The organism is Anabaena sp. UHCC 0451 (assembly GCF_034931405.1).
Taxonomy (GTDB): Bacteria; Cyanobacteriota; Cyanobacteriia; order Cyanobacteriales; family Nostocaceae; genus RDYJ01.
In genome coordinates, this window is sequence record NZ_JAYGHA010000005.1 from 1 (window position 1) to 14,381 (window position 14,381).

Genomic DNA, 14,381 nt, shown 5'->3' on the forward strand with positions numbered 1-14,381 from the left:
CTGTAAACCCCGCCGGTTTAGTGGAACTAAATGATGAAGATATGTCTTCTGTTTCTGGTGGTTGTACAACCTGTGGAGACCCTTTCCACACACCAATTCGCTCTTGTAAAAACCTCATTGGTGTGGAAGAAATTAGCATCTAATTAGGGATATTTCAGGGTATTCAACTTTTTTGTAAACTATAGGAGCAATAGGTGATACCATTTTCCAGAATTGGAGATTTGATTTGTAACTAATCACTATTTCTGTAAGTTGGTAGTGATATAAAAATAGTTGAATATCCTGAATAAACAATTTCATTGATGCGATCGCACAGACTACTTTACAATTTGTAAACTTGGTGAAGCTCCACATTACTACTGTGGTATATTCCACAGTAACGGTTCTGATGGGGAACAGCCATCAGAGGAAACGGGGAAAGCCTGGTGTGAATCCAGCACTGTCCCGCAGCTGTAATGAAGTTAACACTTCAAAGTCAGAATGCCCGCCGCAATGACAACCTACTCCCATCTGCGAGGTACGGATGAATAACACAATTAACACTCTCTTCATCAAACAGTATCACTGTCTCATAGAGTCAAATATAGGCGATACCATAGAAATTTCTATGAGATTGTAGAGTTTTTCCTACACATATCAATAGCTATTTAGAAGGTGATAGATACAAACCTTCACTTCGCATATTGACATTATCCCCTTCCATAGCCAGCTTTGCTCATGCTTGCACGAAGCGCGAGGCTAATTCATTGTTTTGACTTTTGACTTCCGCGAAGCGGTACTAGCTTGTAAAATGCGCCAAAAAATGATAATAATAATCATTATTATCTTCCTGCTGGCTGAAAATTTTTTGCTGACAAACAATTTTTATTTATACAGGGTCTCAATTACCAATGCGTACTCAGTTTATTGCCAGATGGGGAACTAGAATACTGGTTTCCAGTTTGACTGTTGCATCCGGGATATTATGGGAAAATTGCCCCACCATAGCCACAGAAGTTACACCAAATTCAGAAAATTCCGCCCAAGACTTGCAACAGATAGCACAAGCAGAAGAAGAAGAAGAAGAACCTGATATAGAACTGACAGTTATTGATACACTCCTCAACGAACCCGTATTTTCACCATTTCGTCGAGAAGGAACAGTCAAAGATTCTACCCGTCCGGTTTACGTCATTACTGGGGAAGAAATGGAAGCGCAAGGTGCAAGAACAGTTAGAGAAGCACTGCGATTTTTACCGGGTATTTTGGGTGATGGTACTGTTGGAACAGAAGTTAACGCTTTAAGTGGTCAATTTATTCGCGGTTCTAACACCGGACAAGTCTTAATATTATTAGATGGAAGACCAATTAATAATTTAGGTGGTGGAGGTTTCGACCTTTCAGAATTTACCAGTAATAATATTGAAAGAGTTGAAGTATTACCTGGAGGTGGTTCAACTCTCTATGGTTCAGATGCAATTGGTGGAGTAATTAACATTGTTACCCGTCGTCCTACAGATAAAATTACCACCACAACTAAAGTGAACATTGGTTCCTATGGACTCAACCAACAAAGCATTCAAAATAGTGGCAAATCAGGTAATATTTCTTGGGTTGTTGGTTATAACCGTACCCAAGCACAAAATAATTATCCCTTTAGCATTCCTGAAGCTAATTTTCAAGGAACAAGAGAAAATAATGATGCACTGTTCAACAATTTTAATATCAAATTAGAAGCCAATTTAGACAAACGTAATACCTTAGCTTTATCAACTTTATACTTAGGGAAAGAACAGGGAACAGCGGGAGGTGTACCCATTCCCACACCTCAATTTGGACAGGGATTTTTTAACTCTCTCACTAACAATAATCGTAAATACACAGACCAAGTTCTGACCGATTTAACCTGGAACTCTAAATTAGGAAAAGGAGATGATTCACTACTAACTGCGAGAGTTTACGCCGACTTTATCAACAATCGTTTTGATAATCGGACTGGTGCAATCACATCTCAAAATCGCTTTGATACTCAACAAGATTCCTATGGTGTGCAAATCACCCATAATTGGAATGTTGCCAAAAATCAAACCTTAGTTTATGGCTTTGATTATCGTAATACTAATGTACAAAATACTTCCTTTAATTACGGCACAAATACTTTACGAGTAAACTATGATGATGGTATCAGTCAAGGGGCAGTTTTCGGTAGATATGACATTCAGTTTTCTCCTAATTTGAGCGTAAATTTAGGAGTGAGGCAAGACTTTAGTAGTTTAGTCAATGGTTCATTTACATCTCCATCTGTAGGGGCAAAATTCGCAGTTTCTGATGCAACTACCCTGAGAGCTAACTACATCAAAAACTTCCGCGCTCCCACAATTGCCAATTTATTTAATAATAATCCGACTAATGTTGGTAATCCTGAACTCAAACCCGAAAAAGGCGATAGTTTTGATGTGGGGATTGACCAAAAAATAGGCAATATTGGCTTATTGCGATTGACTTTTTTTAGCAACCGTGTTTCTGACAACATTGCTTTTACAAGACTCACTCCACCTGTGAATGGTAATACAGGAACTTGGGAAAATATTGGTTTAGTCCAAACTCAAGGAATTGAAGCATCATTAAATTTACAACTGGCAAAAAACTTTTATACTTTTGTCAATTATACCGCCAATGACCCACGTATTTTAAGAAGTGGTAATCCCGCAGAAGTTGACAAAGAATTACGTTTTGCAGGTGCTGATAAGTTAAATTTTGGGGTGTCTTATGAAAATCCCGAAGGTTGGTATTTGGGGTTACTGATGAATTCTTTAAACGGATATCCAACCAATAATACAAATACAGAATTTCTGCCCGGATACACTACTTTTGATATGAAGATGCGTGTGCCAATTAATGATAGGCTAGTGTTGACTGGTAGCTTGGATAATTTGTTTAATCAGCGTTATCAGTTATTTCCTGGTTTTCCTGATGGGGGTAGGGTTTTTCAAGTGGGTTTGAGTTCTAGTTTTTAATAATTATCTCACGCAGAGGCGCAGAGGCGCAGAGAGAAATTAGAGGGTTTAATTATGAGGAGGATATGTTATGGCTGAGTTTAATTGTTGGGTGCAACCAGTTAATAAGGTGGAAACAGAAAATCTATCTACGGGTGGATATGTTGAGTATGAATATTTTGATTGTGGGAGTGATGTTTTAGCTTCGTTAATGTATACTTTATTTGAGCAAAATTGGCAGCAGGTGGGAATTGCCCATATTGTTCAAGGTAGTGTTTTAGAGTTGGAATTTAATGCACCTCCAAAACTATGTATTCTCTATGATGGATATTTGACGGTGGCGGCTGAAGGGTGGCATTTACACTTGTGTATTGATACTAATTTTGGTGGTCCTTTGTGTAAAACTCCTGTGGAGGTGAGGAAGCAGCGTCTAGTTTCTCGTGCGGCTTTTTATCGGCGGTTTAATCTAGAAGGAAATCCTAGAAGTTGGGGAATTCAATTTTGGAATGGTGCTGATGAACAATTGATGACGATTTTATTACCTAATCCTTTGGTAGATGGGGAAAATTTATTACCGGAGGGGAAACCTAATTTAGATAAGTTAGCACTTTATCAAGAATTGAGAGATATTTATGTGTTAGGGATTAAACCAATTCCCTTTAATAAAAATCCTCTCAAACATTCTTATATTTCAGTTTGTACTTCTACTCGCTGTCTTCCTTCTCGCAAATGGCAACCTACTTTTGAGGCGTTAAAATCATCTGTGGAAAATGCAGGTTTAGATATAGAAGTGAGAACTTCTGGTTGTTTAGAAGTTTGTCAATTAGGTCCTGTGGTTTTCTATTCTAATGATAAAACTTGGTATACTCGTGTTAACCCTAATGTGGCAGAAAATATTGTTAATGAACATTTAGTTAAGGGTAATAAGGTGGCTGAAAATTTATATCCACCGGAAAAGGTTTAATTCATTTTGCGATTTAGCATTTAGTAGGTTAGGTTTGATGAAATAAAGCCCAAAAAATGCCAAAAAAATGTTGGGTTTCACTTCGTTCAACCCAACCTACAATATTTCAATATTTAACTAATATTTAGCACGAATGAAATTTATCAAACTTCCTTATTCAAAGTTAATCTTTTTTTTCTGTCAAGTTTTTTTGATAGCCACGTTTATTATTGCCTGTCATAGTACGAATAATACTATAACTAACCAAACGACTAATAACGCCTGTATTCAAAACTATAACCCTAATCAAGATTATTTCCCCACCAAAGCTAAAATTAACTATGCTACAGGTTTCACGGTTGAATATCATAATCATTACAAATTAGTTACGATTAAAAATCCTTGGCAAAATGCTAAAACTCAGTTTCAATATGTTTTGGTTCAGTGTGGAACTCCCACACCTCCAGGTTTTAATCAAGCACAAATTATCGCAGTTCCTGTTAATTCTGTCGTGGCTTTATCTACAACTCATTTACCCCATTTAGATAAATTAGGATTGGTAGATAAATTAATAGGTATTAGTAATACCAAACAAGTGAATACTCCGGCTGTAATTGAGAGAATTAAAGCGGGAAAAGTTACCACAGTAGGTAATAATTCCAATGTGGATATAGAAAAATTATTAGAATTAAATCCTGATTTAGTAACAACTTTTGGTACAGGAAATTCTCAAACAGATAGTTACGGTAAGCTTACTGAAGCTGGTTTGAAAGTGGGGATAAATGCTGAATATATGGAAGATACACCATTGGGAAGAAGTGAATGGTTAAAATTTACTGCTTTATTTTTTAATCAAGAAGAAAAAGCTGAGAAGATATTTCAAGAAATAGCCGATAAATATACACAAATAGCTGAGAAAGCTAAAGCTGTAAAAAATCGGCCGACGGTATTTATTGGCTTTAATTTTAAAGGTACTTGGTTTATGCCTGGTGGTAAAAGTTATGTGGCTAAATATCTCAATGATGCAGGAGGTAATTATCTTTGGAATGATGATAAATCTAATGGTAGTTTACCACTTTCTTTTGAAGTAGTTTTAGACCGTGCAGCTAAAGCTGATTATTGGTTAAATTCTCGCCAAAGTTGGCAGAGTTTAAAAGATGTCGTTGCAGAAGATAGTCGCTATGGTGATTTTCAAGCTGTAAAAACTGGCAATATTTATAATAATAATGCCCGTGTCAATGCCGATGGTGGTAATGATTATTGGGAAGGAGGAATTAGTAACCCAGATATTGTACTGGCAGATTTAATTAAGATTTTACACCCAGAATTGTTGCCGGAACATCAACTATTTTATTATCGCAAACTACCAAAATAATGTTTATGAAAGCCGTAAAAAGATATTTTAATCTTCACTTATTGATTCCAAATAATCTTTCCATGAGAGGTTTATTATGGGGATTACTAATTGTAGCTTTGCTGTTAATATTTCTCTTAGATTTGGCTTTGGGTTCAGTCTCGATTCCTGTTGATGAAGTTGTCAATATTTTACTGGGAAAACAACCAGAAAAGATAACTCACGCCAATATAATTCTCAAATTTAGATTACCAAAAGCTGTAACTGCAATTTTAGCGGGTGCTGCTTTAGGTGTGAGTGGGTTACAAATGCAAACATTATTTAAAAATCCGTTGGCTGGTCCTTTTGTATTAGGAATTAGTTCTGGTGCAAGTTTAGGTGTGGCCTTGGTGGTGTTAACTGCAAGTGTGACTACACCAACTTTATTAAATAATTTGGGAATCATTACTGATTTTGCATTAGTGATAGCTGCTAGTGTGGGTGCGGGTTCGGTTTTGGGTGTGATGTTGGTTGTTTCTCGTCGGGTGCGAGATACAATGACGCTGCTAATTTTAGGTTTATTGTTTGGTTATGCTACCAGTGGAATTGTGAGTATTTTATTGCAATTTAGCACTAGAGAACGGATGCAAAATTATATTATGTGGACGTTTGGTAGTTTTGCTGGTGTGACTTGGAAGCAGTTAATTGTGTTAATTCCAGTGATACTTTTAAGTTTATTAATGGCGTTGTGGCAATCAAAATCTCTGAATGCACTTTTGTTAGGTGAATCTTATGCAAAAAGTGTAGGTCTAACAGTGCAAAAAACTAGATTTTCTATTATTACCAGTGCTTCGATTTTAGCAGGTGGAATTACAGCTTTTTGTGGTCCGATTGCTTTTTTGGGGGTGGCGATTCCTCATTTATGTCGGAGTTTGTTTAATACTTCTGATCATCGGATTTTAATTCCCAGTGTGATAATTTTAGGGGCAATTTTAGCTTTAATTGCGGATTTGTTTTCTCAATTAGCAGTAAGCCAAATGGTTTTACCTTTAAATGCAATTACGGCTTTAATTGGTACTCCTGTGGTGACTTGGGTAATTTTAAGGCGTAATTCCCGCAAGTCTTTTCCATCCTAATTAAGTAGCCATCATGAACTGCGTACACCAGGAGGGATGAAAATCTATTTTCAAGTCAGGTAAACAGAAAAATTTAAAGGTATGTGATGAAAAGTAAAATCGCCCAAAACTCTCTTCCTGTTCCCTGTTCCCTGTTCCCTGTTCCCTAACCCAACAGATATGAGTAATGCGATTTTAACAACCCACAATTTAACCATTGGTTATCAAACATCTCGAAAAAATTTTCGGTGTGTTGCGTCGGATATTTCTGTTTCTTTGCAAGTTGGGGAGTTGGTATGTTTATTGGGTCCTAATGGTGCGGGTAAATCTACATTATTGCGATCGCTGGCCGGAATGCAACCACCTGTAGCCGGGGAAGTGCGACTTTTAAATGATAATATTTACAAATTAGCACCCCAAGATTTAGCGAAACGGTTGAGTTTAGTTCTCACAGAAAAAGTTGATGTGGGAATGTTATCCGCTTATACTTTGGTAACTTTGGGACGACATCCTTATACTGACTGGTGGGGAAATTTGACTGCTGAGGATGAAGCGATAGTACACTGGGCAATTAAATCTGTAGGTGCATTAAATTTAGCCTCCCGTCAAGTTAGTGAACTCAGTGATGGTGAACGACAAAAAATTATGATTGCCCGCGCTTTAGCACAGTCTCCTATGGTAATGTTACTGGATGAACCAACAGCTTTTTTAGACTTACCCCGGCGAGTAGAAATTATGCAATTGTTGCGTAATTTAGCCAGGGAAACTAAACAAGCAATTCTCCTTTCTACCCATGATTTAGATTTAGCTTTGCGGTTAGCTGACCAAATTTGGTTATTAGATTCTCATGGAATTTTACAAGTAGGCGCACCGGAAGATTTAGTATTAAGTGGTGCATTTGCGAATACTTTCAAAAGTGAAGGTGTGGAATTTGATATGTTTTCTGGTGAGTTTAATTTATATACACCATTCAAAGGAGAAGTTCAAGTAATTGGTGAGGGTATAACGACTATATGGACTATTCGCGCTTTACAAAGGGTAGGTTTTCAGGTGAAAAAATGTGAAAATTTATCTCTTAATCAAAACGCTATAAAAACACAATTTTTCGTAGAAGTTATATCAAAATCTCAAGCACCTTTTTGGCAAATTACAGCTATCAATAATTACAAAGATGTGTATGTTTATGATTCATTATATGCAATGATTAAATTTTTATGTGATATAAATTAGTGTTAACTAAAATAATGGTGAATACTAAAGCTGTCTGTTTTAGGTTATCAATAGATATTTTTTAACAATATGAATCAAACAATTCCTACTTTTTTACCAACAGCAAAATCAGATGAATACTTACCTAACATTGGTATTTGGACAAGATTAGGAGGATTATTTTTAGTTGGTTTTGTTGGTGCTGCTGTGACTATTTCCGCTTTCACAAAATATCAGCAAACTGTCAAAGCATCTGCTATTGTTCGTCCTACTGGTGAAGTGCGAATAGTGGAAGCTGCCATAGAAGGAACTGTTAAAAAAATCTCTGTTAAAGAAAATCAAATAGTCAAACAAGGTGATGTTTTAGTAATTCTGGATGATACCCAATTACAAAATCAAAAAAATCAACTTCAAGGAAATATGCAAAAATCTCAATTACAATTTGCACAATTAGATGCTCAAATTCAGGCTTTAAATCGGCAAATTGCGACAGAAACAGAAAGAAATCAACGCCTTATTGCATCTGCTTTAGCTGAACTACAGGGTACAAAAAGAGATTATCAAGAGAGAAAAGTGGCTGTTAGAAGTGAATGGGAAGAAGCACAAGCTAATATAAAGATTTCTCAAAATGAATTACTGCGAGTAAGATTAGAATTGCAGTCAATTCAGGCTAATTTAGAAAGTGCAGAAGCAGGATTAAAAGCCGCAATAGTCAAACGTTTACGTTATGAAGATATCGCTAAATCTGGTTCAATTTCTCAAAATCAATTAGAAGAAGTTCAACTAGCTGCAACTCAACAAGCACAAATTGTAGAATCACAAAAAGCAATATTAGCAAGTCAAAAACAAGTTATTCAACAAAAACAACAAGCTTTAACATCTGCGATCGCTAGAAGCAAAAAAGCTGATTCATCTCTCAATCCTAGTAATGCAGTAATTTCCATAGCTGAAGAAAAAATAGCTACTGAACGTGCTAATGGTAAAACTAATTTAGCTCGGTTACAGCAGGAAAAAGAAAGTTTAGTTCAACGTCAAATTGAACTTCAAGATCAGATAAATAATACCCAAAAAGAACTCAAACAAGTTTTAACACAAATTCAAAAAACTGTAATTCGTGCAACTGCAACAGGAACTATTTTAAAATTAGATTTGCGAAATCCTGGACAGGTGGTAAATTCAGGTAGTTCTATTGCTCAAATTGCTCCTAGTTATACCCCATTAGTAATTAAAGCTCGTGTCACTGCTGCTGATATTAGTAAAGTCTTTGTTTGTGATGCTCAAGAAGCGGTAAATTGCCAAATAGGCAAAGTAAAAATGCGATTTTCTACCTATCCTTACCCTGATTATGGTATACTTGAAGGTGCAGTGAGGTCAATTACAGCAGATGCGATTTTACCCCAGGATAATAACACAGGAGAATCTTATTTTGAAGTGACAATTGAACCCGAAAAGCTGCATTTGCAAAGAGATTTACAAAAATATCCCATTCAAGCAGGAATGGAAGTTATGGCGGATATTATTGCTGAGGAAGAGACTGTATTAACATTTATTCTGAGAAAAACCAGATTACTCACAAACTTCTGAAGTTTTTACTACTGCACAAGTTTTCATAATTGCTGTATTCACATAAAGAATACTGATTTTACAGCAGCTTTGTAAGAATTTTTGGTAGTCAAGTTTAGGTAATGCTTATCCTTCTTTTATCAAACACAACTTCAATAAACCAAGCAATGCAATTGCTTGTTAATTCTTGCCTGTCAAGGGCTGCCTGTAGGGTAGGTGAGATAAGGATGTTCGCCTAATACAATTGCTCACTTTCTATCAAATATTTAGGGCTTGCGGAGAAAGTCTTTTTGTGGAGGCAGGCAAGAGGCAAGAGTTTGAGCTATCTGTTAGTAGGGTTTGCTGAAAAGGGGGAAAAGCGATTAGAAATCGCGGCTACACAGACAAAACCCACCTTCGTGGGTTCAAAAGTCAGAATTTTTAATTAACCTCTTCCCTATCCCCTTCTTACTGTCACCTGTCACCTTAAATTAACTATTTTTCCCAGTAGTAGAAAGTCCTTCTACTATTAACGAAGGAGTGTAACAAGGACCATTCCAATCTGCATCGCCACCGATTTTAGTGATTTGTTTGAGGGCTGTGTAAACATTACCAGCAATCATTGTATCTTTAACTCTGCCAATTATTTGGCCTTTTTTTACCAGATACCCCAAATCAATATTAATGGAAAAATCACCAGAAATTCCGCCACTTTCTCCTAATATTTGATCGACAATTAAACCCTCATCCATATCTTGAATTAATTCTTGTAGAGATGCAGTACCAGGTTGGATCAGGAAGTTAAATAAACCAGGGGTGGGATAACTACCCAAACCAGGACGAAAACCATTACCGGTACTACCCGTATTTAATTGTCGTCCAGTGGTGCGATCGCTGTAAAAATGCCGTAAAATTCCGTTTTCGATAAATATCAAAGACTTGCTAGGATTACCCTCATCATCAAAAGGACAACTGTAAGGACCGGCTTGGGGGTCTTGGTAAAGGGTGAGAGTAGGTGCAACAATAGGTTGACCTAATCTTTCCGCCCAAGGAGAAGCTTTTTCTAAGACCTGTTTACCATTTAAAGCCGCTTGAACAGTTCCCCACAGCATATCCGCAGCTTTAGAAGTGAACAACACTGGAAGACGACCGCTAGGAGTATAAACGTTTTCTTGCGCCCAATTTAATCGCTGTAAAATTTGGTGAGCTACTTTATCGGGGTTGAGTTCATTTCGCTGGGTTTGTCCATCAGCAACGCTTAAAAAATCATCACCTCTGACCCATTCTGCGGCCATATAGCAGCTGAGGGTCGTGTCAGTATAATGACAATCTAAACCTTTACTATTTATCAACCTAGTATTTTCAACATCACATTCCCAGTCACTAGTACAGAGAACATCAGGATAGACATCACGAACAATAGCGATCGCCTCTTTACCCCAGTCTATGAGTTTTTGTACTGGCACAGACTCCCCCAAATCAGGGTAAGATTTCCCAGAACTACTATTGAGTTCTACTGTTTCCGGTTGATTTAGTTGACTTAACGCAAGAGCTTTTTTCACCATCACCTGCGGATCTACAGAACCGTAAGCCACAGCAAGTCCGGGACAACCGTTTCGCCATAGTCGCAGTGCAGTACCTTCAGATTGACTGGTTTCTAGTTGTTTCAGGCGGTTAGCCTCAAAAAACACAGGACGAGAAAGCGATCGCGACTGATACACTTCCGCAACCTCCGCGCCAGATTTAATGGCCAGTTCTAGCAGCTGTTCCGCTAGTGTATCTTGTGACAAATTTGCAGAACCCATTTACCTTGATGAATTGTGGATTTTGGATTGTAAATCCCAGATAGACCAGTCCATTATCCCATCAGCGTGCCTCAACAGTTGTAATTTTAGTGGTAATTGGTAATTGGTAATGGGTAATTGGTAATTGGTAAAAATAAAATTGATTACCCAGTCCCCAGTCCCCAGTCCCCAGTCCCCAGTCCCCAGTCCCCAGTCCCCAGTCCCCAGCTATAAATTCACCTCTTGTAACAGCCAAAAACCAGCAAAAGATTGAGCTTGGGAATCAGACTGTACACCGATAAAATGCACTCCATTGGCTGTTTGCTTGGCTTGAGCAAAACCTTGAGCTTCTTTAAGCAGTTGAGGAGTTCTAATATTTGCCACAACCCAGCTTTCTGTAGCACCGGTTTCTAAAATTAATCTGTCTCCTTGCTTAGTGTCAAAGTGCAGATAAGCCATTTCCAAACCAGACATCCACCCAGCAATGGGTAAAGCCCTGGGTGAGAAAATCAAAATCCCTGGAATGCGGGTTTCTGGGGATAATTGCGCTATTTCTAAAGGAAATGCTTCACCAAAGGCAATTTCCCACTCTGGCATATCTGCAAAATCACTGGCTTCTAATGTCACAAATGCCCATTGTTTACCTTCTAAGGCATCTGGTAAACGTTGAGGTAAAGGTCTATCTAACCGCACGGAAGGATTACCCCCCCCTTGATATCCTGCTTCTTGGGGATAAACTTCCTCCATCCGCTGCTGTAGCCATTGGTTAAGCATCAAAGTTCGACGACTAGGTAAAGCCGGAATACCCACATCCTGACAGGCTTTAGTAATCATATTATTCATTTGGCGACGGAAGAAGCGGATTTTGATTGGTGCTTCCCCAGCTTTATTAATCGCTTCCTGTAATGCCGTCCGCAACCAAACTGAATTAACTTGGGTACTAGGGCAATATTGAGCATAGCGAAACAAGGAATCAGTCTTAGTGCGGACATCTAAGGGACTTTCACACACTAAAATTTCCCAAACTTTTTTTTGATTTGCGTCCAAAATCGGACGAGAGTAAAAATCGAGTTCCCAAATACTGCCCATGTTTTGCGGTGAAATCTGCCGAGTTTCTATTTTGTTATATTTTCACTGTACCAATCTACAGGAGCATTGAATCTTGATAAAGTCCCTTTTGTCTGATTTTATAAGACGAGTTGAAATTAGGACTAACACCAACACGACCTGAAAGACTTGATTTTCCATAGAGTTAATTCATGTAGCTTGCTTTTTGAAGGGAATTAACCCTACATTGCTCTTGATGCGTAAGTCCCAACAAAATTACAGCATCAGGCAATCATAATGTTGATATAGTTGCTAAGATTTAGCGTCAGCTACTCTATAAACAAATTAGTAATTTGTAAAGGAACAACGATGCGACTCTCACAAAAGTTATTTGTTACACTTCGGGATGATCCAGCCGATGCGGAAATTCCCAGTCATAAACTCTTACTCCGCGCTGGTTATATCCGTCGCATCGGTAGTGGTGTATATGCTTATCTTCCCTTAATGTGGCGGGTATTGCAAAAAATTTCTCAAATAGTGCGGGAAGAAATGAACGCTACCGGCGCTGAGGAATGTCTATTACCACAATTACAACCCGCTGAGTTATGGAAAGAGTCGGGACGTTGGGATACTTACACGAAAGCTGAAGGGATCATGTTTTCCTTGGTTGATAGACGGGAACAACAATTAGGACTTGGACCAACTCACGAGGAAGTAATTACTACAGTTGCCCGTGATATGATTCGGTCTTATCGGCAATTACCGCTGCATTTATATCAAATTCAAACTAAATTCCGTGATGAAATTCGCCCCCGTTTTGGTTTGATGCGCGGTAGAGAATTTATTATGAAAGATGGTTATTCTTTCCATGCTGATGAGGAAAGTTTAAAGAAAACTTACCAGGATATGTACACCGCTTACAGTCATATCTTACGCCGTTCTGGTTTAGCTTTTCGGGCTGTGGAAGCTGATTCTGGTGCTATTGGTGGTTCTGGTTCGACAGAATTTATGGTGTTAGCCGATGCGGGAGAAGATGAAGTTCTCTACACTGAAGATGGCAAATATGCAGCGAATGTAGAAAAGGCGGTTTCTTTACCTGCGGATGGGGAAATTTCACCTTTTACTACTTTTGAAAAACGCGAAACTCCAGGAACTGACACAATAGAAAAACTTTGTAGTTTTTTAAAATGTTCGCCAACTCAAATTGTCAAAAACGTTTTATATCAAACTGTTTATGATAATGGTTTGAATGTTTTGGTTCTGGTGAATATTCGTGGTGATCAGGAAGTTAATGAAGTCAAATTACAAAACGAATTAACTAAATTAGCATCCCAATTTGGCGCTAAAACTGTTCTTTCTTTCAGTGTACCCACTCAAGAAATAATTGCCACTTGGACTGCAAAATCTTTACCTTTAGGTTACATTGCTCCCGATTTAGGCGATGATTATATTGCTGGAAGTAAGCAGGTAAATTCAAAATTTGTGCGGTTAGTAGATCAAACCGCTGTGGAATTAAATAACTTTGTCACTGGTGCAAATGAAACTGGTTTTCATGTTGTGGGTACAAATTGGGGTGAGCAATTTAAGCTACCTGAATTAGTAGTAGATATTCGGAAAGCAAGACCAGGCGATCGCTCTCTTCACGATTCAACTCAAACCCTACAATCAGCTAGAGGTATTGAAGCCGGTCATATCTTCCAACTCGGTACAAAATATTCTGAAGCGATGGGTGCAACTTATACCAACGAACAAGGGGAAGAAAAGCCTTTAATTATGGGCTGTTATGGTGTGGGTGTATCTCGGTTAGCACAATCAGCCGTAGAACAATCCTATGATAAAGATGGGATAATTTGGCCAGTGGCGATCGCCCCATATCACGCCATTGTCACCATTCCTAACATTAAAGATGCCCAACAAATCGCAGTTGCGGAAAAACTTTACACCGAACTCAACAAAGCCGGAGTAGAAACATTATTAGATGATCGAGATGAACGCGCAGGAGTTAAATTTAAAGATGCTGATTTAATCGGTATTCCCTTGAGAATAGTCACAGGTAGAGCGATTACAAATGGGAAAGTTGAAGTAGTAAAACGGGCAACCCATGAATCTCAAGAAATCCCTATTGAAGAAGTTGTCAATACTCTAAAACAATGGGTTAAGGATGCGATCGCCGGATAATTGAGTAAGTTTGTAGTTGGCACTTTAGAGTTAAAGCACCAACTACGAAATATAATTAAACTGCTTTTGGTTCGACGTAAGTATTCAGCTATAGCAATCTTTCATACCCAGATCCCCGACTTCTAAGATCAATTTATCATTTATGGACACAATCAACAAAAGAAGTCGGGGATCTTATCACCTCACCTGAATTCACCCAGATCCCCGACTTCTAAGAGCAATTTATCATTTATGAACACAATAAACAAAAGAAGT

The 14,381-nt window shown here is 38.0% G+C and carries 10 protein-coding genes and 1 riboswitch; of the genes, 8 read left to right on the forward strand and 2 right to left on the reverse strand.

Annotated features, from left to right (window positions below; all coding sequences use genetic code 11):
- The 7 genes from VB694_RS04935 to VB694_RS04965 form a co-directional block, all read left to right on the forward strand.
- Window positions 1–143: mersacidin/lichenicidin family type 2 lantibiotic (locus VB694_RS04935; RefSeq protein ID WP_323359367.1), on the forward strand; the 143-nt coding region annotated here is incomplete at its 5' end.
- A 220-nt stretch (window positions 144–363) separates the two neighbouring features.
- Window positions 364–507: riboswitch (cobalamin riboswitch) on the forward strand.
- A 383-nt stretch (window positions 508–890) separates the two neighbouring features.
- A complete protein-coding gene (locus VB694_RS04940) occupies window positions 891–2,996 on the forward strand; it encodes a TonB-dependent receptor (protein ID WP_323359203.1) in 2,106 nt (701 codons plus the stop codon).
- Between the two features lie 70 nt (window positions 2,997–3,066).
- Window positions 3,067–3,939: a ferredoxin gene (locus tag VB694_RS04945; protein ID WP_323359204.1), complete on the forward strand. Its 873-nt coding sequence runs from the start codon at window positions 3,067–3,069 to the stop codon at window positions 3,937–3,939.
- 133 nt (window positions 3,940–4,072) lie between these two features.
- Window positions 4,073–5,293 (forward strand): ABC transporter substrate-binding protein, encoded by a 1,221-nt coding sequence (locus tag VB694_RS04950; protein ID WP_323359205.1) that lies wholly within the window; start codon window positions 4,073–4,075, stop codon window positions 5,291–5,293.
- Between the two features lie 62 nt (window positions 5,294–5,355).
- Window positions 5,356–6,387, forward strand: coding sequence for an iron ABC transporter permease (locus tag VB694_RS04955; RefSeq protein ID WP_323359206.1), 1,032 nt, complete (start codon window positions 5,356–5,358; stop codon window positions 6,385–6,387).
- Between the two features lie 159 nt (window positions 6,388–6,546).
- A complete protein-coding gene (locus tag VB694_RS04960; protein WP_323359207.1) occupies window positions 6,547–7,596 on the forward strand; it encodes an ABC transporter ATP-binding protein in 1,050 nt (349 codons plus the stop codon).
- Between the two features lie 69 nt (window positions 7,597–7,665).
- Window positions 7,666–9,159 (forward strand): biotin/lipoyl-binding protein, encoded by a 1,494-nt coding sequence (locus tag VB694_RS04965; RefSeq protein WP_323359208.1) that lies wholly within the window; start codon window positions 7,666–7,668, stop codon window positions 9,157–9,159.
- A 449-nt stretch (window positions 9,160–9,608) separates the two neighbouring features.
- Here VB694_RS04965 and VB694_RS04970 read toward each other — a convergent pair whose 3' ends face one another.
- Both VB694_RS04970 and VB694_RS04975 read right to left on the reverse strand, forming a co-directional pair.
- A complete protein-coding gene (locus VB694_RS04970; RefSeq protein ID WP_323359209.1) occupies window positions 9,609–10,922 on the reverse strand; it encodes a TldD/PmbA family protein in 1,314 nt (437 codons plus the stop codon).
- A gap of 207 nt (window positions 10,923–11,129) precedes the next feature.
- Window positions 11,130–11,990, reverse strand: coding sequence for a Tab2/Atab2 family RNA-binding protein (locus VB694_RS04975; RefSeq protein ID WP_323359210.1), 861 nt, complete (start codon window positions 11,988–11,990; stop codon window positions 11,130–11,132).
- Window positions 11,991–12,317: 327 nt separating this feature from the next.
- On the opposite strand from VB694_RS04975, the gene VB694_RS04980 reads away from it, so the two are divergent.
- The gene (locus tag VB694_RS04980) at window positions 12,318–14,126 is read left to right on the forward strand and encodes a proline--tRNA ligase (RefSeq protein ID WP_323359211.1); all 1,809 of its coding nucleotides are present in this window, start codon (window positions 12,318–12,320) and stop codon (window positions 14,124–14,126) included.
- Window positions 14,127–14,381: the final 255 nt, after the last annotated feature.

What these genes read in the sequence shown, in the direction of transcription:
- VB694_RS04940 (WP_323359203.1), top strand. Translation starts at nt 891, where the DNA reads ATGCGTACTCAGTTTATTGCCAGATGGGGAACTAGAATACTGGTTTCC.
- VB694_RS04980 (WP_323359211.1), top strand. Translation starts at nt 12,318, where the DNA reads ATGCGACTCTCACAAAAGTTATTTGTTACACTTCGGGATGATCCAGCC.
- VB694_RS04945 (WP_323359204.1), top strand. Translation starts at nt 3,067, where the DNA reads ATGGCTGAGTTTAATTGTTGGGTGCAACCAGTTAATAAGGTGGAAACA.
- VB694_RS04975 (WP_323359210.1), bottom strand. Translation starts at nt 11,990, where the DNA reads ATGGGCAGTATTTGGGAACTCGATTTTTACTCTCGTCCGATTTTGGAC.
- VB694_RS04955 (WP_323359206.1), top strand. Translation starts at nt 5,356, where the DNA reads ATGAGAGGTTTATTATGGGGATTACTAATTGTAGCTTTGCTGTTAATA.
- VB694_RS04950 (WP_323359205.1), top strand. Translation starts at nt 4,073, where the DNA reads ATGAAATTTATCAAACTTCCTTATTCAAAGTTAATCTTTTTTTTCTGT.
- VB694_RS04970 (WP_323359209.1), bottom strand. Translation starts at nt 10,922, where the DNA reads ATGGGTTCTGCAAATTTGTCACAAGATACACTAGCGGAACAGCTGCTA.
- VB694_RS04965 (WP_323359208.1), top strand. Translation starts at nt 7,666, where the DNA reads ATGAATCAAACAATTCCTACTTTTTTACCAACAGCAAAATCAGATGAA.
- VB694_RS04960 (WP_323359207.1), top strand. Translation starts at nt 6,547, where the DNA reads ATGAGTAATGCGATTTTAACAACCCACAATTTAACCATTGGTTATCAA.